This is a genomic window from Chitinophaga sp. 05T412, from assembly GCF_056396465.1.
Genome location: NZ_JBFTLN010000012.1, coordinates 48,840 through 66,070 on the forward strand (window position 1 = coordinate 48,840; position 17,231 = coordinate 66,070).

15 protein-coding genes are annotated in these 17,231 nt (G+C 45.5%); 8 read left to right on the forward strand and 7 right to left on the reverse strand.

Annotation, left to right across the window (positions count from 1 at the left end; genetic code table 11):
- Positions 1 to 7: 7 nt before the first annotated feature.
- A complete protein-coding gene (locus tag AC1DFM_RS24255; protein ID WP_477079355.1) occupies positions 8 to 1,465 on the reverse strand; it encodes a hypothetical protein in 1,458 nt (485 codons plus the stop codon).
- 316 nt (positions 1,466 to 1,781) lie between these two features.
- Between AC1DFM_RS24255 and AC1DFM_RS24260 the strand changes: the two genes are divergently transcribed.
- On the forward strand, positions 1,782 to 1,994 hold the full coding sequence (locus AC1DFM_RS24260) for a GDCCVxC domain-containing (seleno)protein (protein WP_477079356.1): 213 nt from the start codon (positions 1,782 to 1,784) through the stop codon (positions 1,992 to 1,994).
- Here the strand turns inward: AC1DFM_RS24260 and AC1DFM_RS24265 are convergent.
- Positions 1,991 to 2,680, reverse strand: a complete 690-nt coding sequence (locus AC1DFM_RS24265; protein WP_477079357.1) for a hypothetical protein — start codon at positions 2,678 to 2,680, stop codon at positions 1,991 to 1,993. The two genes, AC1DFM_RS24260 and AC1DFM_RS24265, sit on opposite strands and share 4 nt — an antisense overlap.
- Before the next feature lie 92 nt (positions 2,681 to 2,772).
- Between AC1DFM_RS24265 and AC1DFM_RS24270 the strand changes: the two genes are divergently transcribed.
- From AC1DFM_RS24270 to AC1DFM_RS24300, 7 genes are all read left to right on the forward strand, one after another.
- Positions 2,773 to 3,129, forward strand: coding sequence for a VanZ family protein (locus tag AC1DFM_RS24270; RefSeq protein ID WP_477079358.1), 357 nt, complete (start codon positions 2,773 to 2,775; stop codon positions 3,127 to 3,129).
- Between the two features lie 39 nt (positions 3,130 to 3,168).
- A complete protein-coding gene (locus AC1DFM_RS24275) occupies positions 3,169 to 3,297 on the forward strand; it encodes a hypothetical protein (RefSeq protein ID WP_477079359.1) in 129 nt (42 codons plus the stop codon).
- Between the two features lie 144 nt (positions 3,298 to 3,441).
- Positions 3,442 to 3,996: a sigma-70 family RNA polymerase sigma factor gene (locus AC1DFM_RS24280; protein WP_477079360.1), complete on the forward strand. Its 555-nt coding sequence runs from the start codon at positions 3,442 to 3,444 to the stop codon at positions 3,994 to 3,996.
- 68 nt (positions 3,997 to 4,064) lie between these two features.
- The gene (locus tag AC1DFM_RS24285; RefSeq protein ID WP_477079361.1) at positions 4,065 to 5,114 is read left to right on the forward strand and encodes a FecR family protein; all 1,050 of its coding nucleotides are present in this window, start codon (positions 4,065 to 4,067) and stop codon (positions 5,112 to 5,114) included.
- A gap of 83 nt (positions 5,115 to 5,197) precedes the next feature.
- Positions 5,198 to 8,356, forward strand: a complete 3,159-nt coding sequence (locus AC1DFM_RS24290) for a SusC/RagA family TonB-linked outer membrane protein (protein ID WP_477079362.1) — start codon at positions 5,198 to 5,200, stop codon at positions 8,354 to 8,356.
- A 17-nt stretch (positions 8,357 to 8,373) separates the two neighbouring features.
- Positions 8,374 to 9,975, forward strand: a complete 1,602-nt coding sequence (locus tag AC1DFM_RS24295) for a RagB/SusD family nutrient uptake outer membrane protein (RefSeq protein ID WP_477079363.1) — start codon at positions 8,374 to 8,376, stop codon at positions 9,973 to 9,975.
- Positions 9,962 to 11,443, forward strand: coding sequence for a sialate O-acetylesterase (locus tag AC1DFM_RS24300; RefSeq protein WP_477079364.1), 1,482 nt, complete (start codon positions 9,962 to 9,964; stop codon positions 11,441 to 11,443). The genes AC1DFM_RS24295 and AC1DFM_RS24300 overlap by 14 nt, the downstream gene beginning before the upstream one ends.
- Positions 11,444 to 11,512: 69 nt before the next feature.
- Here the strand turns inward: AC1DFM_RS24300 and AC1DFM_RS24305 are convergent, their stop codons facing one another.
- The 5 genes from AC1DFM_RS24305 to AC1DFM_RS24325 all read right to left on the reverse strand — a co-directional run bounded on the left by AC1DFM_RS24305 (position 11,513) and on the right by AC1DFM_RS24325 (position 17,228).
- The gene (locus AC1DFM_RS24305; protein ID WP_477079365.1) at positions 11,513 to 11,962 is read right to left on the reverse strand and encodes an SRPBCC family protein; all 450 of its coding nucleotides are present in this window, start codon (positions 11,960 to 11,962) and stop codon (positions 11,513 to 11,515) included.
- 101 nt (positions 11,963 to 12,063) lie between these two features.
- Entirely contained in the window at positions 12,064 to 13,791 is a 1,728-nt protein-coding gene (locus tag AC1DFM_RS24310) for a hypothetical protein (protein WP_477079366.1), read from the reverse strand.
- 127 nt (positions 13,792 to 13,918) lie between these two features.
- Complete coding sequence (locus AC1DFM_RS24315; RefSeq protein ID WP_477079367.1) at positions 13,919 to 14,329, reverse strand: hypothetical protein; 411 nt, start codon at positions 14,327 to 14,329, stop codon at positions 13,919 to 13,921.
- 23 nt (positions 14,330 to 14,352) lie between these two features.
- The gene (locus AC1DFM_RS24320; RefSeq protein WP_477079368.1) at positions 14,353 to 14,766 is read right to left on the reverse strand and encodes a hypothetical protein; all 414 of its coding nucleotides are present in this window, start codon (positions 14,764 to 14,766) and stop codon (positions 14,353 to 14,355) included.
- A 65-nt stretch (positions 14,767 to 14,831) separates the two neighbouring features.
- Entirely contained in the window at positions 14,832 to 17,228 is a 2,397-nt protein-coding gene (locus tag AC1DFM_RS24325; protein WP_477079369.1) for an ABC transporter permease, read from the reverse strand.
- Positions 17,229 to 17,231 lie beyond the last annotated feature (3 nt).

Below are 17,231 nucleotides of genomic sequence, written 5' to 3' on the forward strand. Positions count from 1 at the left end.
GCGCATGTCAAAAATCACCGGTAAAAGATTTTTCATATAAAATAGGCGTTCCATCGTTCAACCTACCTGTGATAACAATTTTAAAAGGCTTCGATGGAGCTGGAAATTGAAAATGAGACGTTCTCACATCACTGTTCCAGAGCCATGTGATTGCATCCGGCTGTGACCAGGTTAGCGATTTCGTGTATCCATTAATGTTTAAAGTGTTTGACAACCCATCTTTTGACACTACATCATCTTTATGCCGTGTATAGAGGCAGATGGCAGGACATGGCGGATGGAGGTCTTTATAAATCTTTGCGTAAGCAAAATCGGCCAGCGGCATGAAGGTTACTGATGTGAAATCCCTCAACTGTTCATCAACATACACATCAATATGCTTACATGCCATTAAGGTACCACCTACCCAGTTGGGAGGTAATTCACGGGCTAAATAATCCATTACATAATAGATGCCGCCTGGATTTATGGGATCTCTCAGATCGAAAGTAAACTGCTCAGTGGCTTTGAACTCGTCCTTTACAACATACTTCTTGTCCAAAGCCAGATGTCTGTCGTGCCACCTGGCCTTTACCTCCACTGCTTTTAAAGTTTTAAACCGGCTGCCAGAAAGAATTCTCTCCTCAATGGTTGCTTTAGGCAATTCGACAGAAAGATGGACCGTATCCTTTCTAAATCCGGCTAAAGGCGGTTTAAACGCGGGGAACGAATCACGGAGCAATTCAAGGCGAAAATTGTCCCTCAATGGTTTCTCATTTTTAAAGAGTTGATAGTGCAATTGTGCCGGGCCATAAAAATAAAGATCCTGAAACGTGACGAATCCGCTATCAAGCGATAGATAAGTTTTCAGGCTATTGGCCGAATCATGCTGAACATACATGTGTACATCCAGGTCACTGTTTTTTTTATTTGCAGACCCAAGCAATTTTGCGTGAAATATCAGGCCGGCGGTATCCCATCTCTTCGGAAACTCAGGCATCGGAAATGTGGACGCCGCCGCAGATCCAACATCATCTATAGCGGTGACAGCAATACAATAACTGAAATCCTGCTGTGACGCCACGTTTACGGTATATTGTTGCTGATCCTTTACCACGGAAATCAAATTGGTGTGGGTGTTCGGTGAGGGTATTGGAGGACTTTGCTTTACGACAACATTCTGGTCTTTTCCATCCAAAACGTTTATAGGAATAATAGCTTCCCTGGTACCATTCAACGTATATCCCCTTAACCAATAATTGCCCGGCTTCACAGGTATCGTGATCTGCCCTGCGCAAGCGTGTTCCTTAACAGGGAAGATCTTTCTTTCTAACAGCACTGATTTTTGATCAATTAATTCCAGATAAAAATTACTGCTAACGCGGGAGCTGTCCGTTAAAATAAAGGACCTGAACCAAATCGTATCAGCTACAAAACAGACTTTCTTATCTGTCTGCATAAAAACGCTCTCTTCCTGCGCATTCACTGAAATTGTAACGGCTGTCAAAATAAATACAAATAGCGTTCTCAACATGTGGGTAATGGATTAGCGTCTAATGGAATTTCCCAGATATTATAATCATTTAACTATAATAGCTAATTGAAATACGCAATCCCTTGTTATTGAGATGTGATCCAATTGTTAATACGAAATCTGTAACATTTTAATTCTGAAGGTGTAGTATCAATTTGATTATATGCCGATCAAACTACAGGAACAGTGATATTTTCATTTTAACTTCGGGACCGGGAACGCCTACACATCCGTGCAAAAGCGCCATCATTCATCAAAACCGAACTTTATGCCGGCTAACATCCAATTAAAATCAGTGCTTACCTGCCCCTACTGTGGGCATCAAAAGGAGGAAATAATGCCGGTAGATGCCTGCCAGTATTTCTATGAATGCGGGCACTGCCATCAACGGATACAGCCGAAGACAGGTGATTGCTGTGTATATTGTAGTTACGGTACGGTGAAATGCCCGCCTATGCAGCTGGGGAATTGCTGTCATTAATAGCCGTGAGGTAGCCTGATGAACAACGTCGTCCAGCAGATGGCGATCAACACCACGCCGGATATCATCATCCACCAGCCCTGGTGTCGCGTTTTTTCGGAGAATGCCAGTATACGGGAACCATCCGGCAGTGTTTTTTTAGTCAACCAAACAAATGCACCCATAAAAACGCCCAGGAAAGAAAACACCGGTGTATAAGGAATCGGTGCAAACAATATCAGTGGAGAAAGGAATCCTATCAACGTCCAGATAGCCGGCAGCTCTTGCGGCCGGGAAAGTGCCTGCATGCGGCCATCCCCTACTTGCGCCAGTTGTTCGGGGGAATAGGAAACACCCTGCCTTTCCAGGAGTTTTAACGCCAACGCATAATCGAAATCGCCCCACTCATCTTTTTTCATGATCACCTCTTTCAACTCTTCAGTAGAAAAGGATAACAGGTAGTAGTCGGGTTCCACGTCTTCGGGAGCCACGCTGATCAGGCTTTTCAGAAGCGCATCGGCACGGGAAAAGTCAGCGGCAGCAATTTTCACCAGGTGTCCCTGATCAAAATTCTGTCCAACATATACTTTATCCAATATCACTTCCTCTTCGTATTGAGCCGGAATATGATGTTCGTGCAGGAGTGTTATTATTTCGGCGGCTTGTGCTGCAGTATGAAATCTCTTAAAGGTCAGTAATGCTTCCATAGATATATATAGGGCCATGAAGATACGGCTTCATATGAAAATTCCAATACCCGGGTTAGCGCGCTTTGGTAGCATATCCGTACTTTTGCCGCATGAAACGCTCCTATTTCTACCTTTCCCTGCTGATTATTATCGCCGCTTTTACACTGTATGAAGAATTAAGTTTCCGGCGGTATCTGTTTCACAACCACTTTAATATTATTGCCGGTAGTTTACCCAATTTCCTCTCGGCCCTATTGTTCACATTTGCTGTTGTTATTGTTAGAAAGCAATATACCAATAGTGAAGCGCTAAAAACCAGTATAGCAGCGGTGAGCGGGTTGATACTGTATGAAGTGGCGCAGATATGGATACCGGGCAGGGTGTTCGACAGCTATGATATAATTGCCTCTATAGCCGGTGGAGTGGTCGCGTATGGTCTTATATGCGGCGTTAACAAACTGACTTAACGCCGATATCCGTACTTTTGCGCCATGAAAACGATGAATATGTTAACCGGAAAGAACGATGTGACACTGAAAAACATCGAACAACGTGACCTTGCAGACATGGCAATACTCGCTAACGATCCCAGTATAGCGGCCCATCTACGTGATAGCTTTCCATCGCCTTATTAACCAGCCACATTAAATTTTAAAAATCAAAAGGGCCATGGCGCCCTTTTTTCAATATAACGTATTCATATATACGGAGCTACTCCCCGCATTTCTAGGAATTTCCATTTTTATTTATTTAAATTGCTATAGTAAAATTGCCACGTTTTGAATACTATTGCTGCTTTGAAACAGGGTAACCTTTTGGTATTTAATGAAGTCTACTATACCTGGCACAAAAGGATTTACTATTTTATTCTTCAGAAAACCAGGTCATCCTTCATTGCCGAAGAGGTGACGCAGCTTACTTTTATCAAATGCTGGAATCACCGGGAAAACCTGGCTGACGAACTCGATATCCAGCTACAGTTGTTCCGCATTGCCCGTACTACCCTCATCGATTTACTCCGCAAAGAAACTGTTTACAAGGAAAAAGTGATCCATGTAATAGATAAATATACCCTGCCCGTAGATGACCTGTGGGGAAAGCTGGCTGAAAAGGAACTACAGGCCAAAGTGGCCAATGCACTGAAAGAAATGCCCCCCATGCGTCGCAAGGTATTTGAAATGAGCCGTTATAAAGGGATGAGCTACCAGCAAATTGCGCACGAACTTTCCTTGTCGTCCAGAACAGTGGAAACACATATTTTCCAGGCCCTGAAGCAGCTAAAGCACTACCTGGGTTTCCTGATCTCGCTCCTGGCGTGGTTTGGCCGGTTTTAATTTTTTTTTGCATCGGACTACGTAGTTAGTGCTTTACAAACGTATTACTTATCTATCAGCCGTATATTATGATGATAAATGATGAATTACTGAAACGGTTTTTCAGCAATAAATGCACACCGGAAGAAGCCCGTGAGGTTGGCAACTACCTGCAGGAACATCCTGAACTGACAGAAAAATATCTGCCGGTAACCGAATTTCTGCAACAAACAAACGAGGGTCATCTCCCTGAAACTGTTTCTCAACAATGGCTGAAAAATATTCATCTCCAAACAGTATCCCGTAACAGGCGGCAACTATGGATAAAACGGCTGGCCATTGCCGCAGTTGCCACCGGAATACTGGCAGGTGGCGCCCTGTTCCTGGTGAACCGTAAGCAGCCGCAAATGGCAAACAATACGCCCATGATAGTAGCCATTCCACCAGAACAACAACAGCTCACTATCAATAACGGCACTAAGACCATGACCGTTGTATTACCGGACGGCTCTGTAGTACAACTGCTGCCGGCAGCCACCATGGTTTATTACAAGGAATTCAAAGTAAACAGACATATATATCTTACCGGAGAAGCGGATTTTACGGTAGCTGCTGATAAATTACATCCCTTTGCCGTACATAGCAGCGAACTAACCACGACTGCATTAGGTACCTTTTTTCATGTGAAAGCCATCCCAGGAGAAGATATGATTACCGTAAGACTCAACAACGGGAAAGTATTGGTAGAAGGGGCGGTCAATAAAACCAAAGTCATCAACGATGTGGTACTGACACCGGGTAAAGAACTCAGGTATTACCGCAATTCCGGAAAAGCGGTGGTAGCTGACTTTAATACCGCGGCCACAAATGTACTAGTAAAAGCCGGCAATAACGGTACCGGTTATACGAAACCTGACTGGTATAAGTTTAATAATCAACCAATGTCACAGGTATTGGAACAGTTGAGTAATTACTACGGCATAAGCATCTATTATTATCCTTCCGATGTAATGGAGATTTATTTCGATGGTAAATTTGAAAAAACAGACTCACTGGAAAAAATCCTGACTGATTTAACGCTTCCTAATAATCTCCAGCTGATCAGAAACGATAGCGGATTTATTATTAAGAAGAAATAATTCACCAATATAGTTCTATTCCACAGTCGGCGTCAGTGGCGTCGAGGGCTTGCTATGCCCTGTACTAAAAAAACGTTCCAGTTATGAAGATGTTCTATCAACCAAAATGGCGGCTTTTCCTGCTGCTAGTCATGCTGATATCAGGCGTATCCCTGGCCGCCCAGGCACAAAGCCGCATGCAGGTGACCGGCACCGTGCGCACAGATCAGGGCGAACTACTCCCCAATGCCTCTGTAGTAGCACTCAATGAAAAAACGAAGTATACTGCCGGCGTCATGACGGACAGTAACGGTGTGTTCCGCTTCTCCGGATTACCACCCGAAGGGAAATACGTTTTCAGCGTATCGTATGTGGGCTTTGAACCCCAACAGCTGAACAATGTCATCCTGAAGCCTGGCGGTACCCTCACCTTCTCTATACGCCTCGTTAAAACGGTATCGGCGTTGAACGATATCGTGGTAATCGGCTATGGTACTGCCCGGAAGAAAGATTTGGTAGGGGCTTTCAATGTAGTGAATGTGAAAGAAGCCGGCGCCGTTAACGCCACCAACCCATCGCAATTACTTATTGGTAAAGCGGCTGGCGTACAGGTACTGCAAAGCAGTGGCGTAGTAGGCGCCGATGCCCAGATCATTATCAGAGGTACCGGTAGCTTTACTGATATCAATCCCCTGTACATCATAGACGGTATCCAGGGCAGCAAAGGCCTTTTTAATAGCATTAGTCCACAGGACATTGAAAACATCACCGTCCTGAAAGACGCCTCTTCTACCGCTATCTATGGCTCTGCAGCGGCCAATGGCGTGGTGATTGTCACCACTAAAAAAGGTAAAACCGGTCCTCCCCGCGTCAGCTTTACCACGCAATGGGGTATGGCTAAGGCCTGGAAACAACTACATCTGCTCAATACCGATCAATATGTAGCAGCATTACAGGATCTGGCCGCAACAAAGAATGCCACCCTACCCGCCAAATTCAATACTCCCGGTATGTTAAAGGACAGTACCAACTGGCAGGATGCCATTTTCCGCAACGCCATGGTGTCTGAAAATGACCTGAACCTCAGCGGCGGCGGGGAACGGGTGAACTATAGCATCTCCGCCACCTACATCGATCAACAGGCCATTTTAACCGATGCCTCCAGCAAAAGATTTCAGGCACGTGTAGGACTTGAAGAAACATTAGGTCGCTTTAAGTTTACGCAAAATGTGATCGTTCGTCAATATGTAGGCAAAGGCAACTATGGCAATATCATTAATGCCATACAATATGCTCCCTATAAACCCGTACTGGACCCGTCTATCCAGGGCGGATACTCTATCGTTTCCAATATCGACGACTACAGCAATGCCATCAATCCGCTGCAGGAAATTGCCATGAAAAGTCAGACCGCCAAATCACTGGCTTTCTTCCCGCAATTATCCGGTGAAGTACGGATCATCGATGGATTGAAATTTCGCTCACAATTCGCGGCAGAAGTGAATTCCGGCCGGACCAGCAGCTATCAGCAACAATACCAGGCCTCTAACTTCCTGAACCAGGCACGCCAATCGAATCTTGTTTTTTCAGAGAACTCCTACTACATGGTGGAGAACTACCTGTCGTACGACAAACTAATCGGCAAACACCAACTGGCAGCCATCGCGGGACAAAGCTATATTGATCCCGGACGCACCAACGGTTCTTCTATCAGAGGTACCGGTCAGCCTAACGATAACCTCCCTGATGTAGTAGTTGCTTCTTCGCAATCTGTGACCAATACTTATTCCAACTATGCACGCCCTTCTGTAATCTCTTACTATGCGCGGTTGAACTATACTTACGACGATAAATATATTCTGACTACCAGCTATCGCAGAGATGGCGCTTCCAACTTTGGTCCCAATAACCGGTATGGCAACTTCGCTGCCGGCGGTTTATCATGGCGCTTTTCAGAAGAAAACTTCATAAAAAACAGTCTGCCATTTTTATCAGATGGAAAGCTAAGCGCCAGCTGGGGACAAACCGGCAACAACAATATTCCTAACTTCCTGAACACGGCAAAAACCTATCAGGGTACGCCCGGAGGCGCGCTGGTATATTCATTCGGCAGTAACGAAACCTTTGTATCCGGTACCACACTGGTGACTTTAAGCAACCCGGATTTAAAATGGGAACAAACCACACAAACGGATATCGGCATCGACCTGGCATTCCTGAAAAACCGCCTCGCTGTGGAAGCGGATTGGTATGATCGTAAAAGTGCCGGTTTGCTGGTGACCACTTTATTACCCGCCAGTATTGGGGTGAGTCCTACCGGTACGCAGCCCAGGAAAACAGTCAATGCTGCAGACGCGCGCAACAAAGGCTTTGAGCTGACTATTGGATACCACGATAAAATCAACAAGAACTTCAGCTTTAACATCAGCGTGAACGGATCGGTAAACCACAACGAAGTATTATCCTTAGGCGATCAGTTCTCCGCACCTATACAGGCGGGCGCCTTTACACCAGTACCTACTACTACGTATACTGCTGCCGGTTATGCGATTGGTTCTTTCTACGGTTACCGTATGGACCATGTGGCAAAAGATGCCGCAGAGATTACCACACTCAACGAAGCCGCTGCTAAAAAAACAGGCAACCCGAATGCAAAGTACCAGGATGGCTTGTTACCGGGAGATTTTATTTATAAAGATATTGATGGCGATGGCGTGGTAACTGCAAAAGACCAGGAAATATTAGGCAATGCCATCCCTAAATATGTATACGGTATCAACGCGGGTATCACCTATAAAAATTTTGATCTGAACCTGGTACTGTCCGGTGTAAGTGGTTCAAAACTGTTGAACGGCCTGAAATTAAATACCAGCTTCATGTCTACCGGACATAATGCTACCACGGATATCCTCGACAGATGGCGTAAGCCTGGCGATGTAGCGGCGCTGCCCCGCATAGGCCAGAATGTAACCGGTAATGGTAACCTCCGTCCGTCCGACTTCTGGCTGGAAGATGGCAGCTACCTGCGTTTACGCAACATTACCATTGGATACAATGCGCCTGCTGCGATGTTAAGCACCGTGACAAAAAACACCCTTAAATCGCTGCGCATTTATATTGCGGCGCAAAACTTACTCACCCTTACCCGTTACACCGGTTATGATCCGGAAATAGCGGGCGACTACATTTTTGCACGCGGTATTGATCAGGGACAAGTACCACAGCCAAGAACTTTCATGGCTGGTCTTCAACTAGGGTTTTAATTTTTAAAAGTGATTTTATGAAGAAGCATATACGTCAACTACTATTCATCACCGGTATGATGGCCATTTCCACAGGATGTAAGAAATCACGTCTTGACCTGGTGGATCAAAGCGCCTACGCATACGAGACCTACTTCACCAATATCTCCGCGCTGAACCAGGCTACCGTAGCCAGTTACGCTACGCTGTTACATCCGGGATTATGGGCACGCGAGTACTATTTCATTTTTGACCTGATGGGGCATGAAGCCAAGCGCGCCAGCTTTTTGCTCGGCCCTGAACAGGAATTGGGCGATTATACTTTTGGTACCAACAACTCAGACCTGGGTAGTTTATGGGGTTCTCTTTACCGCATGATTTTCAGATGCAACCTGGTAATAGACCGGGCAGCAGCCTGGAATCCCACGGCCACAGCAGATCGCGCCAAACTGAATCAGTACCTCGCCGAAGTGAAGTTCCTGCGGGCTTATGCTTACCTGCATTTAGTTACTTTATGGGGAGATGTACCACTCTATACCGATTATCAAACCACCCTTCACAACAACTACTTGTCACGCAGCGCCGCCGCTGATGTATGGAAGCAAATTGAAAAAGACCTGACAGAAGCCGAAGCCACCACAGAATTACCCACCGTATACCCCACCGCAGAATTGGGCCGCGCTACCAAAGGCGCCGTGATTGCGCTGCTTGGCAAAACCTATCTGTACCAGAAAAAATGGGCGCAGGCACAAGCCTCGTTTGAAAAGCTGATGGGATCACCGTATGCATACAAACTGGACCCTTCCTTCGATAACGTTTTCAGTACCACCAATCAGAACACACCGGAAAGTATTTTCCAGATCATGAATCAGCAATGGACGGATTGGGGTGTTGGCTCTCCCTACTACATGTTTGGCAATGGCGCAGAACAGGTAGGTAAACAAACACATACCGGCCGCGCCATGGAATACGGCTGGAACGACTGGAAAAACGTATACATCAGCAATGCAGCAGTGAAAGCATTCACCTATGCCAGCCCTGTTGATGGATTACCTTATACTGATCCCCGTGCCCAATCTACCTTCTATGGCACTGCTGCCTCCGGCGGTGAAACCATGTATTGCCAGCAATGCGCTACCGGTGCAAAGCCCTATCCTTTTGATGCCACCGATCCACAAGGTGATTATCGTTGGAAGAAATATGAATATTATAACCTCGTAGAAAAATATGGTGATCCTAAAAGTCCGATTAACGGACAAGTGATCCGTTTGGCGGATGTGATGCTGATGCTGGCAGAAGCATATATCCAGCAAAACAATACCGGTAACGCTCCACTGGCACTGATAGATAGTGTACGTTCCCGCTCCCATGCCCTCCTGTATACTACGCTGGGCGATAAAAACAACGCGATGAAAATATTAATGCGCGAACGGCAGCTGGAATTATGCGGAGAACAAAGCCGGTATTTCGACCTGCTGAGATGGGGCATTATCAAACAAACCATCAATGCGGAAAAAGGCGCAGAACCCGGCACAGGCACACAACCTTTCGAGGATAAAAACGTACTGCTCCCTATACCGGATATCGAGAAAAACTACAATCCTAACGTTGCGAAAGACATCAAAAATGGCTGGAACTAATTCTTTCTTCAAAAAAGCAAGCCTGTTACTGGCGGTGGTATTTTACACCACAGCAACAGCAGCGGAAATAAAACTGCCACACCTGTTTTCAGATAACATGGTATTACAACGGAACGCGCCTATCCCCATCTGGGGGTGGGCGGCTGCCGGTGAAAAAATCACCATCCGGTTTAATAAGCAGGTAAAAACGATTAAAGCCGGAAAGGACGGCAACTGGCAACTACAACTCCACGCAGAAGCAGCCGGCGGCCCTTACGAATTGGTTGTAAAAGGCAACAATGAATTACTGGTAAAGAATGTGCTGGTGGGTGAAGTATGGGTATGCTCCGGCCAGTCGAACATGGAATTTCCACTCAGGAATGCCCAGAATAATGCGGAAGAAATTAAAGCAGCGAACTATCCCGAAATCAGGGAAATCACGGTACCAAAAAATACGGCCCTGACCCCACAGGCAGATATCCTGCCTGCCACATGGAAGGTATGTAGTCCGGATACAGCCGGCTCATTCAGTGCAGTAGCTTATTTCTTTGCCCGCARATTACAGCAGGAGTTGAAAGTGCCCATAGGCCTCATTCACAGCAGCTGGGGCGGTACCAATGTAGAAACGTGGACCAGCCAGGAGGCCTTATCCACTGATCCCGACTTCAAAGAACTTCCCGCCATTGCAGCCGATAAATTAAAAGTGGGCCTTCCATCCAAAGCAGCCCCGAATAGCTTTCCATCGCTGTTATTTAATGCGATGTTGTCGCCCTTGATTCCCTATGGCATCCGGGGAGCGATCTGGTACCAGGGAGAAGCCAACTGCGAACGTGCCTTTCAATACCGCCGCACGTTTCCGCTGATGATTGCCGACTGGCGGCAACGCTGGCACCTGGGCGATTTTCCGTTTTATTTTGTTCAGTTATCTTCCTTCAATCCCAGTCGCCAGATGCGATTAACCGGCAGCGCCTGGGCGGAATTAAGAGAAGCACAGCTACTTACGCTATCCGTTCCTCATACAGGCATGGCCGTTACTACGGATATCGGTAATCCCGCAGATGTACATCCTACCAACAAGCAAGACGTAGGCCTTCGGTTAGCGCTCAATGCATTGCAGCAAACCTATGGCATGAACGTAGTGCCAGGGGGGCCGTTGTATGCATCCATCTCCCTAAAAGATGCTACAGCAGTACTACATTTCACCAATACCGGTGGCGGGCTTACGATACAAAACCGATATGGTTACCTCCAGGGATTTCAGATAGCTGGCGCTGATCAGCAATTTAAATGGGCAAAAGCATATGTACAAGGCGATAGTGTAATGGTATACAACGAAACTATTTCCCATCCCGCAGCAGTGAGATACGGCTGGACAGACGACGCCATGGAAGCCAATTTATACAATAAAGAAGGCTTACCGGCAGCGCCCTTCCGAACAGATCATTGGGAAGGAGTCACCACCGCCAAAAAGTATATTATCGTAAAATAAATAAGGATACTATTACAAGAAAGCCCGCGTTGATCGCGGGCTTTCTTGTAATAGTATTATCTGATGGTACTAGTTCCAGTTGTCGATTTTAACATCATTTGGAGAAGGCTGTCCTTTTCCTGTTTCTATCAAAGACTTCAGACTCATTAAAAACAGGGCCCATTTAGTGCTGCAGTGATGTATAAACTCCACAGGCTCTGCCCAGCCAAGGTTTCTAAAGAGTACGATGACATAGTCGCCGTCCTGTTTCAGCTCAAAGCTGATGGTGGTAACCAGCCACTCCTGCGGACCTTCTACTACCTGCCATTCCACAAATTTAGATGGTTCCAGCTTATTTACTTTCATACCAATGTTTCCGTTTTCTCCAAACCCGAATGTAATGGTATTACCCACCTGATTACCTTCTCCTGTTGTGTCGGAAGTCCACCAGCCTGCAAGCCCTTTCTCTGTGGTCAATGCGCGGTATACCTCATCTATTGAGGATGTTTTAATTCCAACCCGATGTAAGATATTTGCCATAACTATTTATTTTTTTCAAAAGTACTCGCTAATATAGTGTTTCACCCGGTGCGCATTGGACAAGATAAAGGGGGGAATTGGACAATTTATACTGCAGACATTTACTGAGGAGTATGCAGTACGGACGATGAGGTGAGCTCCATATCTGCATAACGCCACGCGGCATCAAATGCAGACTTCGCCTGTTGTGCCTCCGCGATTTTATGCTGCGCTATCAGGGATTTGTAGAGTCCCATCAATGCCCATCCATTATTTCTCCATGTCTGCAAATCCTTTCGGTACACGGTTTCCGCGTCGCTGAATTTATCCGCATCCAGGAGTACCGCACCCAGATAATGTCTGACAGAAAAAAACCAGTCGGGTGGTTCATTATAATTCAGTTTATCTTCCATGGCCACCGCCTCCTGCAGCAAGGTAATAGCAGCATCAGTATGTTGTTGTTGCGCCGCCATTCCTGCGGATAATACTTTCAGGGCTATTTGCACCAGGTCGGCAGTGGTGTTGATATTCCAGATAGTGAGGTGGCGAAGGGTCGTGTCCGATGCCAGTGTTTTCAAAGTAGCCAGTTCCCTTTCTGCATCTGCTACCTGATGCTTTCCCAGGAATGCCATCCCTCTTGCGTAACGCCAGATAGCCTGCAKATACACCAGGTCTTCCGCCGGGGAAGGAATGGCCAGAATAGTATCCCACATGCCTAATTTCACCGCCACGTAATAGGGTATTGTATAGTAATGCTGTAAGGTGCCCCAGCCCGGTAAACGCATGATATCAGCGGAGGTATGCTCCTGCAATTTTTTCGCCGCCTTCCACGCCAGCGCAGAGTCGCCCTCCAACGTAGCAGCTGCCGCCAGGAAATGATAATTGTGCGGAGAATAGCCCAGTGGGTAAGCTCCCTGCGCATGACAGGTTACCGCGTAATTACTATCCACCTCCACTGCACGTATATTCGCTAACGTAGCCAGGTGATAGTCGCCGGTATTGATATAGATATGCGACGGCATGTGTAGTAAATGTCCTGCTCCCGGTATCAGCGTATCCAGCAGCCGCGCACTTGCCAATCCCTTTTCCGGCGTGGCAGACGCCTCTACAGCATGAATATAGTAATGATGTGCACCCGGATGTTTGGGATTCACTTTAATCAGGTGTTCCAGTACCGCCAGTAACGCCGGTGTCCAGGCACGGGGTTGTTTTGTTTTCATGTCATACAGATCCCATGGATGAAGATCCATCAACGCCTCTGCATACAATGCGCCAATATCCGGGTCAGTAGAATATTGATCATATACTTCCTTCATTGCGGCGGCAAAGGCAATATCCAAGGGCTTCCTATCCGCTGGCGCCGGCATTGCATAACGGGCGGCCAATGCCTGGATGAGCGCCTTTTCCTTTGGTGTACATCCGGCACTTAACGACTTTGCTTTCACCACAGCATCATAGGCCCGCTGGAAGTTGTCTTCTTCCATACCTGCATTATAATTAGGCCCCAATACATATCCATATCCCCAGTAAGCCATGGCACAAGTGCTGTCCAGGCGGGAGGCTTCATAAAAAGACCGCGCCGCCTCTGCATGATTGAAACCATACATTAGCATCATTCCCTGGTTGAAATATTCCCGCGCGGCTGGATTATTTGTTGACACCGGGAAATCGATCCCTTTCAGGCCGGTTAATTTGGGCGCTTTTTTACCGGAGGAGTACCAGGCTTTATCCGTTGTTTTAGCTACATAACAGCGGAGGTCCGGGGTTTTCTTATCAGTGCCTGTTTTAGCGTTGTTATTACACGCCAGCAGGAATAAAATAGCAATAAGTGACAGGTAGTTCGTTTTCATCAGCAGCTTATTTGATTGATTATTATTCAATAAGCTCTGCATTACCTGGAGCGCGTGATGACAGAATAGGTTGTGTATTTTTTAGCCTGTTACTAATGTACGAAATCTGGAGGAAAATGAATATCGCTCAGCCATTAAAATATCCGCTCAAAAGAAAATAGCCGGTACCAATTACCAACAGATCTGCTCCTAGCACCATCAGGGTTAATGGCCACGCAAAGAACTTCCCATAGCTAAGATGCCATACTGTTTCGGGCTTGCCCGGAATGAAGACAAAATTTCTGGTGGCACCAATCTTCCATGTCGGAAATGCCGACCCACCTGTATGCTTATACGTAATTTTTTTCCGCTGACTGGTATAAATCTCAAAAACGGGATAGTAAAACGCTCCGTCCTCATCTTCTCTCTTTTCCAATTCAACAACAGTTCCCTCCACCCGTTCTCCTTTCTTTAAAAAGGCCAGCCTGTTCTTCATCCCCGCTATGGCAGCGGCCAACAACAAACTACCAACGATGATAAAAATGGAATAAATAATCATCTGCTTAGATTTTCCTGATTGCTTTAGAAATAACTTTCATTGACCTCCTTTATTCGTGGCTGGAGAATAAAATATCCTCCGCCAACAATCAATAAAGGAATGGCAAGTGCCATCAGGACTATGGTCCAGTTGAAGAGCCAGAAATAACTCATCATCCGGACTTCTTCCGGGTTCTCCCGATCATACAAAAAAGTGGCCTGTTCTCTTATATCCCATGCCGGAGGATTACTGGCCGCGGGAAGTTCATAAACGACCGGGAGATGTTCTTTTATTTTTATTTCAAAAACAGGAGAATAGGCTCCGTCATCTGCTTCCAATGAAACGACTGTGCCAATGGCTTTTTCACTTTTACCGATGAAATTAATAGTCTGCTTTAACAGGCTTAATGATATCACCAATAAAATAAGACCAGTTAACAAATATAGCTTGTACCACATAGGTTATATTGAACTACCCGTACAATTTGATAATGAGTAATTCCAATCCAAGATAACACAATATCTTATTCCATCTTCAAACTCTTCACCGGATTCGCTACTGCTGCTTTTACTGCCCGGTACCCCACCGTGAGCCACGCAATCATCTCTGCTATCAAAATAGTAGATAAGAAGAGACCTACACCAATATGTATTCTATAGGCGAAGTGCTGTAACCATTGATGCATGAAGTAATAAGCCAGCGGGGCCGCGATTAAAAATGCTATACCAATAAGTACAGTAAATTCTTTAGAGATCAGATAAACAATATTTGCAACGGAAGCCCCCAGTACTTTCCTCACACCTACTTCTTTGGTACGTCGTATTACCATAAACGTAACAAAGCCGTACAAACCAAGACAGGAAATAAATATAGCGATGCCCGCAAATACCTTATACAATTGAGAGAGCTGATTTTCCTGTTCGTAAAAGCTGGCAATCTTATCATCCATAAACTCGTACTCAAAAATAAAATCGGGATAGGCTTTCGTCCAAATCCGCTCAATGGTGGCCAGGGCTTCTTTTGTACGTTGCGGTTGTATTTTAATATTAATTAACCGATACACCATTTTGAAAGAACCCAGTACGATAGGTGTCATTTCTGTTTTCAATGAATTGCCGTTAAAATTCTTTACTACCCCCACAATAGGCGCCACCATATCACCATCAAAAAAAGTTATTTTTTTCCCGATGATGTCTTCAGGATGATGAAATCCTAATTTTTTCATCATCAGCTCATTTATCACAAATCCATTGACGGAATCAGCGCGTTGATAGGGCGCACCGCCAATAAACTGAATATGATAGGTGTTGAAGTAGTCTGCGTCTGCCCATTTAAACTCGGTTTTGAAGCCTGATTTCTTCGAGGCATTATCGAATTTAAAATCACTGTCCCATCCTGCTTTATCTATCGGACTGAACGCGCTTAAACTCACATTTTCTATTCCGGTCTGTTGTAATAGTTCCAGCTTTAGTGCATCCATTTTGGACTTCGGAGCGCCATCATTTGCCATGGGCACTGTAACGATGGCGGCTTTGTCGAAACCCATCGGCGCATTATGGAAAAAGTTCATCTGGCTTACAACAACTAACGTCCCCATTATTAACGCCTGTGTTGTTGCAAACTGAAAAACCACCAACACTTTTCTTACCGCAACTCCACCTACTTTGTTGCTGGTAAATTTACTTTTCAGTGCAGTAATGGGGTCAAATCCTGATAGTACCATTGCTGGATATATACCGGATAACAGCGTAACAGCTATCAATACACTACATAAGAATGTTATCAAAGAAAAACCGGGTTGTATTTCCAGTGGTGTTTGTAATAGATCATTCAAAAACGGCAATGTTATATACGCGAGCAAAACTGCCATCACAACGGAACACATGGTAATTAGCAATGTTTCATTCAGGAATTGCATCACTAATTGTTGTTTACTACTACCCAATACTTTTCTGATCCCTACTTCTTTTGAGCGACTTACTGACTGTGCTGTTGCCAGGTTGATAAAATTTATACAGGCTACCAGCAACAGAAACAGGCCGATTAAACTTAAGGCAGTAATCAATTCTTTGCTGAATGTACTACGTCTGTAAGTACCAAACTCGCCTTCGTAGTGTATTCCATTCAATGGCTGTAATATATAGCCCTGATTAGCATATTCAACTGGGCTATGTTTCTTTACAAAAGTGCTGAGGTCATTGTTAAACTGGGAGGCAGTGGTATTTTTCGGGAGTACGAGGAAGGTGTTTAATGATCCGTCGAGGCCCGCCCAATCGGTTAACATATCTTCGTGATTGGCGCTTTTAAAAGAAAACACTACGCCCAGAGGGAAATCTGTATTGGCAGGAATATCCTTTAGGATGCCCGTAACTCTACAGAGCTGTCCTTCCTGTTGAATGAATTTGCCTACGGCGGTATGCCAGTCGCCGAAATATCTATTGGCTGTTGCCTGCGTCAGTACTGCAGTATTGGGCTCCGACAAAGCCGTTTTCGGGTTTCCTTCCACGAAAGGGAAATTGAATAGGTCGAAAAATTCGGGCTCCGCAAAGAATACATTCTCCTTAAACTTTTTCTGCGACGCGTTTCCTTTATCATTCGGCACAGTAATTTGTCTATTCTCTCTTCCATATATACGGGCCACGTGTTCCAGTTGGGGATAGTCGAGCCGCAAAGCATCGGCTACCGGAAAAGCGCTGGCTTTCGAATAATTCATCCCTTCCGGCGTTTTTACGGCCGATACCACTCTAAAAATGCGCTCCTTATTTTGATGAAAATTATCAAAGCTGGTTTCATATTGAATGAGTAAATAGATAAGCAAACAGGCAGCAATGCCTACTGCTAACCCAATACTATTAATGGCAACATAGGACTTATTATTACGTAAATTTTGCCAGGCGGTTTTCAAATAGTTTTTCAACATAAC

What these genes read in the sequence shown, in the direction of transcription:
- AC1DFM_RS24260 (WP_477079356.1), top strand. Translation starts at nt 1,782, where the DNA reads ATGCCGGCTAACATCCAATTAAAATCAGTGCTTACCTGCCCCTACTGT.
- AC1DFM_RS24265 (WP_477079357.1), bottom strand. Translation starts at nt 2,680, where the DNA reads ATGGAAGCATTACTGACCTTTAAGAGATTTCATACTGCAGCACAAGCC.
- AC1DFM_RS24270 (WP_477079358.1), top strand. Translation starts at nt 2,773, where the DNA reads ATGAAACGCTCCTATTTCTACCTTTCCCTGCTGATTATTATCGCCGCT.
- AC1DFM_RS24275 (WP_477079359.1), top strand. Translation starts at nt 3,169, where the DNA reads ATGTTAACCGGAAAGAACGATGTGACACTGAAAAACATCGAACAACGT.
- AC1DFM_RS24285 (WP_477079361.1), top strand. Translation starts at nt 4,065, where the DNA reads ATGATGATAAATGATGAATTACTGAAACGGTTTTTCAGCAATAAATGC.
- AC1DFM_RS24290 (WP_477079362.1), top strand. Translation starts at nt 5,198, where the DNA reads ATGAAGATGTTCTATCAACCAAAATGGCGGCTTTTCCTGCTGCTAGTC.
- AC1DFM_RS24295 (WP_477079363.1), top strand. Translation starts at nt 8,374, where the DNA reads ATGAAGAAGCATATACGTCAACTACTATTCATCACCGGTATGATGGCC.
- AC1DFM_RS24305 (WP_477079365.1), bottom strand. Translation starts at nt 11,962, where the DNA reads ATGGCAAATATCTTACATCGGGTTGGAATTAAAACATCCTCAATAGAT.
- AC1DFM_RS24315 (WP_477079367.1), bottom strand. Translation starts at nt 14,329, where the DNA reads ATGATTATTTATTCCATTTTTATCATCGTTGGTAGTTTGTTGTTGGCC.
- AC1DFM_RS24320 (WP_477079368.1), bottom strand. Translation starts at nt 14,766, where the DNA reads ATGTGGTACAAGCTATATTTGTTAACTGGTCTTATTTTATTGGTGATA.
- AC1DFM_RS24325 (WP_477079369.1), bottom strand. Translation starts at nt 17,228, where the DNA reads ATGTTGAAAAACTATTTGAAAACCGCCTGGCAAAATTTACGTAATAAT.